General features: G+C 75.7%; 10 protein-coding genes. 2 read left to right on the forward strand and 8 right to left on the reverse strand.

The features are described 5' to 3' along the window. Positions 1-51 precede the first annotated feature (51 nt). Entirely contained in the window at positions 52-1680 is a 1629-nt protein-coding gene (locus tag AC069K_RS17085) for a GMC family oxidoreductase (protein ID WP_478616845.1), read from the reverse strand. 216 nt (positions 1681-1896) lie between these two features. Beyond that, on the reverse strand, positions 1897-2163 hold the full coding sequence (locus AC069K_RS17090) for a WhiB family transcriptional regulator (RefSeq protein WP_358833175.1): 267 nt from the start codon (positions 2161-2163) through the stop codon (positions 1897-1899). A gap of 227 nt (positions 2164-2390) precedes the next feature. On the opposite strand from AC069K_RS17090, the gene AC069K_RS17095 reads away from it, so the two are divergent. Then, the gene (locus AC069K_RS17095; RefSeq protein WP_478616848.1) at positions 2391-3137 is read left to right on the forward strand and encodes an IclR family transcriptional regulator; all 747 of its coding nucleotides are present in this window, start codon (positions 2391-2393) and stop codon (positions 3135-3137) included. 125 nt (positions 3138-3262) lie between these two features. On the opposite strand, the gene ligD is transcribed toward AC069K_RS17095, so the two are convergent. Beyond that, entirely contained in the window at positions 3263-4288 is a 1026-nt protein-coding gene (gene ligD / locus AC069K_RS17100) for a non-homologous end-joining DNA ligase (RefSeq protein ID WP_365099825.1), read from the reverse strand. Between the two features lie 65 nt (positions 4289-4353). Between ligD and AC069K_RS17105 the strand changes: the two genes are divergently transcribed. Further along, a complete protein-coding gene (locus AC069K_RS17105; RefSeq protein WP_478616852.1) occupies positions 4354-5424 on the forward strand; it encodes an ATP-dependent DNA ligase in 1071 nt (356 codons plus the stop codon). Positions 5425-5431: 7 nt separating this feature from the next. Here AC069K_RS17105 and AC069K_RS17110 read toward each other — a convergent pair whose 3' ends face one another. Genes AC069K_RS17110 through AC069K_RS17130 form a run of 5 tightly spaced genes read right to left on the reverse strand, consistent with a single transcriptional unit; the run spans position 5432 to position 13420 of the window. Beyond that, positions 5432-6490, reverse strand: coding sequence for a class I SAM-dependent methyltransferase (locus tag AC069K_RS17110; protein ID WP_478616855.1), 1059 nt, complete (start codon positions 6488-6490; stop codon positions 5432-5434). Between the two features lie 21 nt (positions 6491-6511). Further along, complete coding sequence (locus AC069K_RS17115) at positions 6512-7693, reverse strand: glycosyltransferase (RefSeq protein WP_365099819.1); 1182 nt, start codon at positions 7691-7693, stop codon at positions 6512-6514. Beyond that, on the reverse strand, positions 7690-8568 hold the full coding sequence (locus AC069K_RS17120) for an alpha/beta fold hydrolase (RefSeq protein WP_478616858.1): 879 nt from the start codon (positions 8566-8568) through the stop codon (positions 7690-7692). Before AC069K_RS17120 ends, AC069K_RS17115 begins: the two co-directional genes overlap by 4 nt. After that, positions 8562-8915, reverse strand: a complete 354-nt coding sequence (locus AC069K_RS17125; protein WP_478616861.1) for an acyl carrier protein — start codon at positions 8913-8915, stop codon at positions 8562-8564. The genes AC069K_RS17120 and AC069K_RS17125 overlap by 7 nt, the downstream gene beginning before the upstream one ends. Next, a complete protein-coding gene (locus AC069K_RS17130) occupies positions 8912-13420 on the reverse strand; it encodes a beta-ketoacyl synthase N-terminal-like domain-containing protein (protein WP_478616864.1) in 4509 nt (1502 codons plus the stop codon). Before AC069K_RS17130 ends, AC069K_RS17125 begins: the two co-directional genes overlap by 4 nt. Positions 13421-13425 lie beyond the last annotated feature (5 nt).

Genomic DNA, 13425 nt, shown 5'->3' on the forward strand with positions numbered 1-13425 from the left:
GCACGGCTCCGGCGCTTCCTCACGTACCTCCCCGAGAGCTGCCGCGCGCCCTCACGTGCTCCGTGACGGCCGGGTCGCGTCCTGGCGGATCAGCTCCGCCGCCTTCTCCGCGAGGGCGACCGTCGGGGCGTGCGTGTGGCCGCGGGTGATCCGCGGCATGACGGAGGCGTCGACCACCCGCAGCCCCTCGGTGCCGCGCACCCGCAGGCGGGGGTCGGTGACCGAGGCCGCGTCGGTGCCCATCCGGCAGGTGCCGACCGGGTGGTACAGCGACTCGGCCGAGGCGCGCACGGCCGCGGCCAGCGTCTCGTCGTCGACCACCCCGGGGTAGGGCGCCAGCGGCCCCGAGGTGTGCTCGGCCAGCGCCGGGGTGGCCAGCAACTGCTCCGCCCGGCGCACCCCCACCAGCAGCCGGCGCAGGTCGTCCTCGGCGCTCAGATAACCGGGGTCGATCCGCGGCGGGGCGGCGGCGGACGGCCCGGCCAGCTCGACGCGGCCCTCGCCGTCGGGCTGGAGCAGGACCACCCCGACGGTCAGGCCGTGCTCGGTGGGCGGGGTGAGCCCGTGGCCGACGAACGGCACCGGGGCGAAGACCAGCTCGATGTCGGGCGCCACCAGGTCCGGCCGGGTGCGCACGAACGCGACCGCCTCCGCCAGGTTGGAGGTCAGCGGGCCCCGGCCGCGCAGCAGGAAGCGCCCGAGGTTGGGGAGCGTGTCCGCGCCGGTGAGCGTGACGGGCCGGGGGCAGCGCACGGTCACGGCGTACGCGAGATGGTCCTGAAGGTGCCGGCCGACGTCCCGGGAGGCCACCCTGACCTCGACCCCCGCCTGCCGCAGGTGCTCCGGGTCGCCGATGCCCGAGAGCATCAGCAGCTGCGGCGAGCCGATGGCGCCCGCGCTGAGGATCACCTCGCGGCGGGCGGTGAGGGTGCCCGCGGCGCCCTGTGTCCTGACCCCGGTGACCCGGCGGCCCTCGAACTCCAGCCCGTGCACCCGGGTGCGGGTGAGCACGTCCAGGTTGGGGCGGTGCGCGGCCGGCCGGAGGTAGCCGTCGGCGGCGCTCCACCGGCGCCCGTCGCGCTGGTTGACGGGGGTCGTCGCGTATCCGGAGTGGTCCGGGCCGTTGAGTTCCCTGAGCCCCGTCAGGCCCCGGTCGTGGCAGGCGGCGAGAAAGGCGAGGGTGAGGGGGCTGGGGTCGCGCAGGGGCGAGATCCACAGCGGCCCGCGGGTGCCGTACACCGAGTCCTGGGGCGCCGGGCCCGTCCAGCGCTCGGCCCGGCGGAAGTACCGTACGAACGCGTCGTACGCCCACGCGGGCCCGGCCGCCTCGCCCCAGGCGTCGTAGTCGGCGCGGTGGCCGCGGACCCACATCATGGCGTTGATGGACGAGGAGCCGCCGAGGGTGTGGCCGCGCGGCCAGTAGAGCGCGCGCCCGCCCAGCGCCTCCTGGCCGACGGTGGTGAAGTCCCAGTCGTAGGCGGTCTTGAAGAGTCTGGGGAAGGCGGCCGGGACACGGATGCCGGGGTTGCGGTCGCGCGGCCCGGACTCGACGAGCGCGACCCGGACGCCGGGGTCCTCGGAGAGCCGTGCCGCGAGCACACAGCCCGCCGACCCCGCTCCCACCACGATGTAGTCGTACGCGCGCTCCGCCGTGCCCGCTCTCCGCACCACGCCCCCCATGCCGTGCCCCCGGCTCCCCGACCCGCCCAGCATGACCGGCCGGGGCCTCACGTGCCAGGGTTTGTGGGGCATGCTGCACCGGAACCGACCGGATCCGGTGGGCGGCGCCGGGGGCGGAAAGGGGGGTGCGGACGCGCGGCCCGCCCCCGAACGGGCACGCGCGTCCGCCGGAGGAACCCGGCCGTTCCTGAGCCGGCCGGGTTCGTGGCTCGCCCCTCAGGCCCGGCCGCGCCGCAGCCCGCGGCTGCGCTGGAGCTGGAGTCTCTCCTGCTCGGAGAGGCCGCCCCAGACGCCGAACCGCTCGTCGTTCGCCAGCGCGTACTCCAGGCAGGCCTGGCGCCCTTCGCAGCCGCCGCAGAGCTGCTTGGCCTCGCGCGTCGAGCTGCCGGGGGCCGGGAAGAAGAACTCGGGCCCCGCCTGGGCGCACAACGCGGTCTCCTGCCAGGCGAACTCCGGCCCGGCGACGGTGGTGTTGATCGACATGACATCCATGCTGGCGGGGCCGGATCAACGTCCGGTCAATGATCGTTGAACGCCCTCCGCCGCCCGCGTCAAGCGATCTTGCCCCGACGCCCGGTCTTTGGCCGATTAGGGCCTGCCGACCACGGCACGTGAGCGGTTCCGGCCGCCTTCCCCGTTGCCCTGAGCGACCAGAACACCCGGCCGTAGTGTGGAGCCCTTCGTCGATCACGACCCGTCAGGGAGCCGATATGACCGAGGCCACCACGGTGCGCACCCCGACCGGCGCGCAGGCCGTGCAGCGCGCCCTGGAGGTGCTGCACTCCTTCCACGACAACGGCCCCGACCTCAGCGCGTCCGATCTCTCCCGGCGCCTGGGGTTACCCGTCTCCACCGCCCACCGGCTGGCCCGCACGCTCGTCGGGGCGGGCTTCCTGGAGCAGGACGTGCGCACCGCGCGCTACCGGCTCGGCCCCGCCATGACCGAGCTCGGCCGCCTCTCCTACCACCAGCGCGGACTCCATCTGGCCGCCCCCGAGCTCGCCGACCTGGCCGCGCGGACCGGCGCCGTCGCCGACCTCGCGCTGCGCAGCGGCCCGCACGCGGTGATCGTCGCGGGCGGCCCGGTGCCCCCGATGGCGGGGCTGCGCCGCCCGCTGCGCTCGACCGCGCCGGGCCGGGTCCTGCTCGCCTGGCCGGGCCCGGACGAACACGCGGCTCCGGGCGAGGAGTTGGCGGACGTCCGGGCCGACGGCTTCGCGCGCGAGGAGAGCGAGACGGTCCCGGGCGCGTACGGCGCCGCGTACGGGACGCGCACCCTGGCCGTGCCGGTCCTCGACCGGGCCGGCCACGCCCGCTTCGCCCTGTCGCTGCGGGCCGCGCCCTCGGTGATGACGGACGAGCGCGCCGCCTGGTTCCTGGCGCAGGCGCGCGCGTGCGCCCAGGCGCTGGAGATACTCCTGCTGCCCCCGGCCGAGCGCCGGCCGCCCACGGCGTAGCGGGGCGATACGGGCCGGGCCGAGCCGCGTTGAGCCGGGCCGGGTTGAGCCGCGCCGGGGCGGGCCGCCGGGCCGGGGTCGGGGCGTGGGGCCTCGCGGGGCGGGCGGAACCCTCGCCCCGCGCCCTAGGCGTCCTTCTTCCTGGCCCGGCTCGGCTGCACCCGCAGGGGCTCCCCCGGCATCTTGGGATAGTCCGGCGGATACGGCAGGTCGCCCAGCCGGTGGTCGTGCTCGTCGCGGGCGGCCAGTTCGAGGAGCGGCTCCAGGCCGAAGGCGTGGTCCTCCATGTCCGCGTGGACGTCCCCCGCCTCGGCGTACCGCGCGGGCATGGTCCGCAGGTCGAAGTCCTCGGGGCGGACGGCGTCCAGCTCCTCCCAGCGCAGCGGCGCGGAGACCGGGGCGTGCGGTTTGGGGCGGACCGAGTAGGCGGAGGCGATGGTGCGGTCGCGGGCCGTCTGGTTGTAGTCGACGAAGATCCGCTCGCCGCGCTCCTCCTTCCACCACGCGGTGGTGACCTTGCCCGCCATGCGCCGCTCCAGCTCCCGCCCGACGGCGATGGCGCAGCGGCGCACCTCGGTGAAGGTCCAGCGCGGCTCGATGGGGACGAAGACGTGGATGCCCCGGCCGCCGGAGGTCTTGGGCCAGCCCCTGATGCCCGACTCCTCCAGCAGGGCGCGCAGTTCGTGGGCGACCGGGACGGCGTCGTCGAAGCCGGTGCCGGGCTGGGGGTCGAGGTCGATGCGGAGTTCGTCCGGGTGGTCGGTGGCCTCGCGCCGCACCGGCCACGGGTGGAAGGTGAGGCAGCCCAGATTGGCGGCCCACAGCACGGCGCCGGCCTCGGTCGGGCAGATCTCGTCGGCGTGGCGGCCGCTGGGGAAGGAGATCCGGGCGGTCGGGATCCACTCGGGCAGGTTCTTGGGGGCCCGCTTCTGGAAGAAGGACTCGCCGTCCACGCCGTCCGGGTAGCGCTCCAGGGTGGTGGGGCGGTCGCGCAGGGCGCGGGTGATCCCGTCGGCGACGGCCAGGTAGTACGTGGCCACGTCCAGCTTGGTGTAGCCGCGCTCCGGGAAGTACACCTTGTTCGGGTTGGACAGCCGGACGGCCCGTCCGGCCACGTCCAGCTCCACGGCCTCGCCCTTGCTCGTGCCCATGCAGGCCACGGTAGGCGCGTGCCGTAAATGGCGCATATCGGACTGATCCGGCGAGAATCTACGGTATGGATCTGCCGGTGATGCCACCTCTGAAGCCGATGCTCGCCAAGTCGGTGGCCAGGATTCCGCCCGGGATGCAGTACGAGGCGAAGTGGGACGGCTTCCGCGCGATCGTGCACCGCGACGGCGACGAGATCGTCATCGGCAGCCGCAACGGCAAGCCGCTCACCCGCTACTTCCCCGAGCTCGCCCGGGCCCTGAAGGAGCGGCTGCCCGAGCGCTGTGTGGTGGACGGCGAGATCGTCATCGTCCACGGGGGCCGCCTCGACTTCGACCGGCTCACCGAGCGCATCCACCCGGCCGACTCCCGGGTGACCCTGCTGGCCGAGCGCACCCCCGCCAGTTTCATCGCCTTCGACCTGCTGGCGCTGGGGGACGCGTCGCTGCTCGACACCTCGCTGAGCGAGCGCCGGGCGGCCCTGACCGGGGCCCTGGAGGGCGTCGCCCCGCCGGTGCACCTGGCGCCCGCCACCACCGACATCGAGCAGGCCCGGGAGTGGTTCGAGCGGTACGAGGGCGCCGGGCTCGACGGGGTGGTGGCCAAGCCGCTGGACCTGCGCTACCGCCCGGACGCCCGGCTGATGTACAAGATCAAGCACGAGCGCACGGCCGACGTGGTGGTGGCGGGCTACCGCTTCCACAAGAGCGGACCCGTCCTCGGCTCCCTGCTGCTGGGCCTGTACGACGGCTCGGGCGCCCTCCAGCACGTCGGGGTCTGCGCGGCCTTCCCGATGAAGCGCCGGGCCGAGCTGATCGAGGAGCTGGCGCCGCTGCTGATGGACGACCCGGTGGGCGGCGGGCACCCGTGGGCCGCGTGGCTGGACGAGGCCGCCCACGCGGGCGCGCGGCTGCCGGGCGCGCAGAGCCGCTGGACCGGCAAGAAGGACCTGTCGTGGGTGGCGCTGCGGCCGGAGCGGGTGTGCGAGGTGGCCTACGACCACATGGAGGGCGACCGCTTCCGGCACACCGCCCAGTTCCGCCGCTGGCGCCCGGACCGGTCCCCCGACAGCTGTACGTACGCCCAGCTGGAGGAACCGGTCTCCTACGACCTGGCGCAGGTACTCTCCGGCGGCTGAACGGCGCTCACCCGTCCCGGCGGGCGATGACCCGGTACGCGTTGGAGAACCGGGTCCGCCGCAGCAGCGGGTTGAGCAGCTGGTCCAGGGCGAACACCGCGACCAGCCCCGGCACGGCCGCCCACACCAGCGTGAACCGCGCGGCCCGCGCGGCGGGGCCCGGCCTGCGGGGCCGCCAGGGGGCGTCGTCGCGCGGCAGCAGCCGGTCGAACAGGAACCAGGCGGCGCACACCAGGTCGGCCGGGATGTGCGCGTCGCGCCGCTCGGCCACCTCGACGGTGAAGCCCAGCTCGCGCAGCCGGGCGCACAGGTTCGCCATGGGGACCATGTTGAGGTGCTGGGGCTGGAACCAGGGCAGCCAGCGCCGGCCGAGCAGCCGCCCGGAGAGCGACTCGGGGTCGGGGACCTCGATCAGCAGCCGTCCGCCGGGGGCCAGCGCCGTGTGCGCGGCGGCGAGTTCACGGTGCGGGTCGGGGGTGTGCTCCAGGTAGTGGAACATGCTGACCGTGTCGTACCGGCCGGCCATCTCCTCGGCCAGCTCCACGAACAGGCCGCGGTAGGCCTCCTCGACCCGGCCCTCCTTGGCCGCGACCTCGACGCTCTCCCCCATGTCGAGTCCGTCGAACCGGGTGTCGGGCAGCACCTCCTTGGCGGCGGCGCAGAAGTGGCCGAGCGAGGTGCCGACGTCCAGCCACCGGCGCGGCGCGGCGACCCGGCGCAGCGCGCGGGCGCTGCGGCGGAAGCGCTTCCTGCTGCCGTTGCCCTCGAACATCTTGGCCGTGGTCTCCGCGCCGAGGCCGTCGTAGAAGTCCCGGTAGTAGAAGTCCAGGCCCTCCTGGCTCAGCCGCGGGTTCTGGAAGACGTGCCCGCAGCCCCGGCACTCGTCCAGGACGAAGTGGCCGGGCTTGCCCTGGATGAGGTCCGTGGTGCGGAACTTGCGGCGCAGGTCGCGGCCCAGGCACCACGGGCAGTCGGTGCGCGGCGGGAGGAAGAAGCGGGCCGTGCCACGGGCCAGCTCCTCCTGGTACGACGGGCGGAGACCGGAGATCCGTTCGCTGTCGGGCATGTGCGTCCCTTTCTACGGGGGCTACCGGGTCTGTTCGGCGGCGAGCTTCTCCAGATGGGTGGCGGCGGCCGACTCGCCGCCGGCGGCGCGGAAGGCGTCCCGGATCCGCCGGGCCGCCTCCCGGTGGCCCGGCCCGGTCACCACCGCGTCCAGGGCCGCGCCGATCTGCTCGCGCCCCGCCCGCGCGAACTTCACCCGCACCCCGGCCCCGGCGCCCACCACCTGGGCCGCCACGACCGGCTGGTCGTCCCGGATCGGGGCGACCACCAGCGGTACCCCGTGCCACAGCGCCTCGGTGACGGTGTTGTGGCCCGCGTGGCAGACCACCGCCGACATCCGCTCCAGCAGCGCGACCTGCGGCAGCTCCGGGGCGACCAGGACGCCGGGTCCCGGCGGCACCGCCCCGAGCAGTCCGCCCGGGTCGCAGACCACCGCCCGCAGCCGTCCGGCGCGGGCGCGCACCGCCGCGACGCTCTCGGCGAGGAAGCGCCCGCCCGCGTCGGTGTTGGCCGTGCCGAGGGTGATCAGCACGGCCGGTGTCCCGGGTGCCAGGTCCAGCCACTGCCGGGGGAGGCCGTCGGTGGCCGAGCGCCGGGCGGCCAGCGCTGGGCCCACGAAGCGCAGATCGGTGTCGGGGGTGGTGTACGGGCCGGTCAGCTCGGGGGTGGTGAAGGCGAGGGTGAGGAGCGGGGAGAAGCGCGGATCGTGGCCGGCGGCCGGGTCTCCGATGCGCTGCCGCAGCTCGTGCAGGAGCCCGGTGAGCCAGCTGTGCACGCCGGGCATCCCGGCCATGCTGTCGGTGAGCTCGGCCGAGGTGGTCGAGGAGGTGGCGAAGGGCACCCCGAGCCGTTCGGCGACCAGGGCGCCCGCCACGGTCTGCTGGTCGGCGACCACCACGTCCGGCCGGAAGGCGGTGACCGCCGCCGCCACCCCGGGCGCCATCGCCTCGGCGAGCGGGCCGAGGAACCGTGCCCAGAGGAACTTCAGGGCCGCCACCCCGCGCAGCTCGGGCGGCCGTCCGCCGATGCCGTCGGGGCCCGCGCACGCGTACACCACCGGCCGCTCCGGCACGAGCCGCTCCACGACTTCCGGGCGGCCCGCCCAGGCCACCTCGTGGCCGCGGGCGCCGAGTTCCGCGGCGACGGCGGCGGCCGGGTTGACGTGGCCCGTCAGCGGCGGCACCACGAACAGGAAGCGGCTCACCGGACCGGCCCCGGTCCGCCCGGCGCCGAGGCCGCGGCGGCGGGCCCGGGCAGGGCGACGGGGTGGTCGCGGATCCAGCTCAGGGCGAGTTCACCGACCGCGTCGGACGCCTCGACCAGGACCGAGTGCTTCTGCCCGGGCACCACCGCGACCCGGCAGCGCGGCAGCAGCGACCGCAGTCGGGCGGCCTCGGCGGCCACCAGTCCCTCCTGGCCGTTGATGAGCAGGACCGGGCAGCGCACCCGGCCCAGTTGTCCGTCGGTGAGGACCCGCCCGCCGGGGATGTCCTCGGCGATGGTGGTGGAGCGCACCAGGCGCCCGGCGGCCTGGCCGAGCCGGCGGATGTGGGCGTCGTGGCGGGCGTCGCCGGTCCGGGTCGAGGAGAGCGTGCCGTACTGCTCGGTGAACCACAGCAGCGCGTCGTCCTCCGGCATGCCCACGGCGTGCCGCAGGGCCGCCGCCATGGTGTCCGACCAGGTGCGGCTGGCGGGCCCGGACTCGATCACGGTGACGGTGGCGACGCGTTCGGGCCGGTGCACGACGTAGTCGAGCGCGACCGTGCCGCCGAAGGAGTTGCCGACGAGGTGGACCGGGTGATCGATGTCCAGCTCGTCCAGCAGGGCGTCGAGGTCGGCGGTGAAGTGCTCCAGGGTGTAGCCGGTGGGCGGGCGTTCGCTGCGGCCGTGCCCGCGCAGGTCGTACATGACGGCCTCGTACCCGGCGGCGGCGAAGACCGGGCCGAGGGTGAAGTAGTAGCTGGCGAGGCTGTCGATGAAGGCGCCGTGGATGAACACGGCCGTCCCCCGCGGCGGGCGGTCCCTGGGGGCGAGCCGCTGGACGTGCAGCCCGAGGCCGTTGGCGCGGATCATCACCATCGCGCGGCTCCCGTTCCGGGGGCCTCGCCGAGGCACCGCACCACATGGGCGACGAGCCGGCCGACGGTGAGCGCGATGATCTCGTCGATCTCCAGACCGGCGACGAACTCGGCGAAGTTGACCCGTTCCCCGTACCGCTCCTCCAGGTGTCCGGAGAGCATGACGAGGTCGATGCTCTCCAGCTCCAGGTCGTCCCCGAAGAGGGTGTCGGGGCGGATCTCGGCGGGGTCGGGGGCGTAGTCCCCGAGCACCGTCACGATCGCCTGGGCGATCTCGGCCAGGACGGTCTCCTCGTCGGGGGGCGGGGCGAGCGGGGCGGGGGCGGGCGGCCGTTCGCTGGTGGTCACGGGGCACTCTCCTCGGTGGGCGGCTCGGACGTGGTCCAGGCCACGACATGGGTGTCGGTGACGAGGGCGCAGGGGACGTGGTGGCGGCGGCCGTCGACGGTGACGGTGAGGGCGTCGGGGGCCGCGCCGGTCACCTCGAAGGCGTGCGGCCGGCTGCCGAGCCCGGTCCCCGCCGCCTTGGCGACGGCCTCCTTGGCCGCCCAGAAGCGCGTGAACCACCGCGCCTGGGACTCCCCTGTCGCGGCCACGAGCCGCGCCAGGAGGGCGCGTTCGCGGGGGCCGAGGGCGACGCGGTGGGTCTCGGGGGTGCGGTCGGCGATCTCCTCGACGTCGATGCCGACGCCGTACGGATACGGGCCGGGTCCCGGCGGGCGTACCAGCGCGACCGCAAGATCGCCCCGGTGGGCCAGGGACAGCTCCAGCGGCGGGAGGGTACGGCCGTGCCGTCCCACCGCGCGCGGCCGTCCCGACGCCTCGTTCACGATCTCGATCTCGGCCGGGAACACCGCGCCCTCGCCGTGCTCCCACAGCCACCGCCGTACCGCGTCCTTGGCGGCGATCCGGCCGAGCAGCCACTGCCGCCGGCCGCGCGGCGGCTTCGTCGTGTACGCCTCGCGCTCGGCCCGCCCCAGCTGCATCCGCATGAGCAGGTCGCGGGAGGCCGGGTCCGGCCACTGGTCCCGCAGCAGGCACCAGCCGCCGGGCCGGGCCTCGGCGAGGGCCAGGTGCTCGGGGTAGCCGCCGGACCTGCGCGCGTCGAGCCCGGAGAAGCGGCGGTCGCGCCAGCCGGTGAGCTCCGCCCACACCGTGCCGTCGGGCAGGGTCAGCCGGGCGTCGGCGAGGAGGGTGTCCTCGGTGAGCGAGGTGATGACCGCGTGGCAGCCGACGGGGGTGCCGACGGGCGGGTGCGGCCCGAAGAGCCGCGCCCGCTCCAGGGCCACGGGGAAGACCACGGTCCGGGAGGCGTGGGTCGCCATCAGCCAGTAGCCGAGGAGTTGGCCCACGTTGTCCAGGAGCGCGCCCGGCGCGGGCGGCGTGGTGATCGTGCCCCGGACGTGGCCGGGCCCGATCCCCGTCAGCGCGGTGACGCCCTGGAAGGCGGGCCCGTGGAACATCCACCGGTCCCGGTACAGCTCGGCCGCCGTGTGGTCCGGCGGGCGCTCGCCGGCGGTGTCCAGCGGCGGGGCGGGCGCCGGGGCGGGGTGGCCGGGGGCGAGCTCGACGGTCGCGCGGGCGTACGGGCCGAAGGCGACGGCCCAGCGGCCGGGGCCCTGCGGCCGGGCGGTGACGGTCACGTCCACGGCCGGGATGGCGTTGACCCACTTCTCCAGCCGGACGTCGTGCACGGCGACGGCCCGCTGCCCGGGCGCGGCCCGTTCGGCGGCGGCCATCACGTGGTGCAGGACGGTGGTGGCGGGGACGACCGGATGCCGGTCCGCCGGTTCGGGCCAGCCCGGCCGCTGCGGGAAGAAGCAGTGGTCGAGGAGGTAGGGCATGGTCTCGGTGGAGACGCGGATCCGGGTGCGGTGCTCGGGGGGCGGGGCGGTGGCGCCGCTCGCGGACTGCCCGCCCGGGCGGAGGCCGCCGGGGCCCGGAACGCCGGTCGCCCGCGGTGGGCCCGCCGCCTCCAGGACGGCCGTGACGCTGTCCGCGGTCTCCCGCAGCAGCGCGTCCAGCTCGGCGGCGACGGGGTGGCTCCGGGCGACCGCCTCCCCCAACCCGCCTGCGGAACGCGGGACTTCGACTCCTTCTGTACGAGGGCGCAGTTCGTCCCGTAACGCGTGCAGGCGGTGCGGGTCGAGCGGGACCAGCGCGGCGGTGAGGTCGAGGGGGATGGGGGCGGACCGCGGCCTGTCCGGCGGGGTGGCGGGGCGCGCCGCGCCACCCGGGCGGCGGGGCTTCAGCGCATACCCCTCGGCCCACAGCCCCGTCTCCACCCGCAGCAGTTGCGCCAGTCCGCCGCGCCGGGGCGAGTTGGCGGAGAGGGCGAGGTGGTCGCGGGTCTTGAGGGTGTCGTCGATCAGGGAGGTGAGCCGGCCGGTGCCGGCCTGGACGAAGGCGCGGAAGCCCGCCGCGTACAGGGCCTCGACGAGCGGCCGGAACCGCACCGGCTCCAGGAGGTGGCGGACGAACAGCGCGCGGACCTCGTCGGGACCGGCCGGGAAGGGGGCCGCCGTGGTCCCGGACCAGACCGGGACCCGCTGCGGCAGGATCTCCGCCGCGTCCACGCCCCGCCGCAGCGGACCGAGGTACGGGGCGAGCATGGGGGTGTGGAAGCCGGAGCGGAAGGGGAGCACCTGGCAGATCACGCGCTCGGCCCGGAGCTTCGCGGCGAACTCCTCGACGGGCTGCTCGGGTCCGCACACCATCGACTGGCCGGGTGAGTTGTCGTGCGAGAGGACCAGGCCGGGCCAGTCGGCGAGCGCGCGGTCCACCACGGCCGCCGGTGCGCCGACCGCCGCGAACGCCAGGCCCGGCACCTTCAGCGAGTCAGGGTCGAAGGAGGCGAAGAAGTCGTCGGCCCTGTCGGCGGCGAACATCCCGCCCGCGATCATCGCGGTCCACTCCCCCACGCTGTGCCCGGCCACCCCGTCGGGCTGGACGCCGAGCGCCCGCAGGGCCTCGTCGAGGACCCGGCCGACGCGCAGCACCCCGAGGCCGTGCCGGGCGACGTCGGTCGCCCCGGAGTACGTACGGCCGGGCAGCCGCAGTCCGTAGTGCTCGGCCACCTCGTCCACCCGGGGCGCGAACTCGGCCTCCAGACCGGGGAAGACGAACGCCACCTTGCCGCCCCCCGACACCCCGAGCAGCGGGCGCGGCGCGAACCACACATCGCCGCGACCGCGCCAGGGGCGGCCCTGGGCCACCGCGCGACGGGCGAGGGCCAGCCGTTTCGCGGTCGGGTCGACGATGCCGAGGCGGGCGGCGGCGGGTGTGTCGGGTTCGTACGGGGAGGGCGCGCCCCGCTCCCGTACCGTCGTGTCGTCCGCGTCCAGGAGCCGCGCCAGGTCCTGCGGGGTGGCTGCGGTCAGACGCAGCACCCGTTCCGGTTCGTGTACGGCCGCGCGGCGGGGGGCGGACACGGTGTCCGGCGCCTGTTCCAGGATCACGTGGGCGTTGATCCCGCCGAACCCGAAGGCGTTGACGGCGGCCCGGCGCAGCGGCCCCTCCCAGGGGCGGGCGGCGGGCGCGGGACGGAACCGGGTGCGGGCGAGGGCGGGGTGCGGGTCCTCGCAGTGCAGGGTCGGCAGCAGGGTCGCGTGGTGCACGGCGAGGGCCGCCTTCACCAGCCCGGCGACGCCCGCCGCGGGCATGCAGTGGCCGATCATCGACTTCACCGAGCCGATGACGGGGGCGGCCGTACCGTCCGCGCCCGGACCGAACACCTCGGCCAGGGTGGCGAGTTCCGCCGCGTCGCCCGCCGGGGTGCCGGTGCCGTGGGCCTCCAGGAGGCCGAGGGAGCCGGGATCGCGGGGGTCGAGGCCGGCCGCCCGCCAGGCCTGGCGGACCGCGCGGGTCTGACCGCCCGCGTCGGGGTTCATCAGCCCGGCGGCGCGACCGTCACCCGCGACTCCGGTGCCGCGGATCACGGCGTACACGCGGTCGCCGTCGCGTTCGGCGTCCGCGAGGCGCTTGAGCGCGACCACGCCCGTGCCCTCGCCGATGAGGATGCCGTCGGCCGCCGCGTGGAAGGGGCGGCTGCGCTGGCTCGGCGAGAGGGCGCGCAACTGGGCGAAGACGCTCCACAGGGTGATGTCGTGGCAGTGGTGGACCCCGCCCGCCAGCATCAGGTCGCAGCGCCCCGAGGCCAGTTCGCCCACGGCCTGGTCGACCGCGATCAGCGAGGACGCGCAGGCGGCGTCCACCGTGTACGCCGGGCCCCGCAGGTCGAGGCGGTTGGCGATCCGCGAGGCCGCCAGGTTGGGGACGAGTCCGATCGCGGACTCCGGGTGCTCGGGCCCCAGCGTCTCGGTGAAGGCGGCCCGCACCCGGTCGAGCTGGCCGGGGCCGAGGTGGGGCAGGAGCTCACCCAGGGTGCGGGTCAACTGGTGGGCGGTGCGCACCCGTTGGTCGAGGCGGACCAGGCCGGGTCCCAGGTAGCCGCCGCGGCCGAGGACCACGCCGACCCGGGCGCGGTCAGGGAGCCGTTCCTCGCCGCCCGCGTCGGCGATCGCGCGGGCCGCGACCGAGAGCGCGATGAGCTGGTCGGGCTCGGTGCCCGCGACCGAGCTCGGCATGAGACCGAAGCGGGCCGCGTCGATCGCGGCGAGGCCGTCCACGAAGCCGCCGCGCCGGCAGTAGATCCGGTCGGCGGCGCCGCCCGGGTCGCCGGGCCGGTAGTACACCGGGTCCCAGCGCCCCTCGGGCACCTCCCGTACGGCGTCGACCCCGTCGACGAGGTTGCGCCAGTACGCGTCCAGGTCCTCGGCGCCGGGCAGCAGGACGGCCATCCCGACGATCGCCACCGGGACTTGACGCCCTCTCACATCGCTTGCGCCTGACATCTGTT

The sequence above is a fragment of the Streptomyces sp. NPDC043908 genome, from assembly GCF_056435525.1.

Bases quoted from the DNA above. Each gene is read 5' to 3' on its own strand.
- AC069K_RS17085 (WP_478616845.1), bottom strand. From the start codon at position 1,680: ATGGGGGGCGTGGTGCGGAGAGCGGGCACGGCGGAGCGCGCGTACGAC.
- AC069K_RS17090 (WP_358833175.1), bottom strand. From the start codon at position 2,163: ATGTCGATCAACACCACCGTCGCCGGGCCGGAGTTCGCCTGGCAGGAG.
- AC069K_RS17095 (WP_478616848.1), top strand. From the start codon at position 2,391: ATGACCGAGGCCACCACGGTGCGCACCCCGACCGGCGCGCAGGCCGTG.
- ligD (WP_365099825.1), bottom strand. From the start codon at position 4,288: ATGGGCACGAGCAAGGGCGAGGCCGTGGAGCTGGACGTGGCCGGACGG.
- AC069K_RS17105 (WP_478616852.1), top strand. From the start codon at position 4,354: ATGGATCTGCCGGTGATGCCACCTCTGAAGCCGATGCTCGCCAAGTCG.
- AC069K_RS17110 (WP_478616855.1), bottom strand. From the start codon at position 6,490: ATGCCCGACAGCGAACGGATCTCCGGTCTCCGCCCGTCGTACCAGGAG.
- AC069K_RS17120 (WP_478616858.1), bottom strand. From the start codon at position 8,568: ATGGTGATGATCCGCGCCAACGGCCTCGGGCTGCACGTCCAGCGGCTC.
- AC069K_RS17130 (WP_478616864.1), bottom strand. From the start codon at position 13,420: ATGTCAGGCGCAAGCGATGTGAGAGGGCGTCAAGTCCCGGTGGCGATC.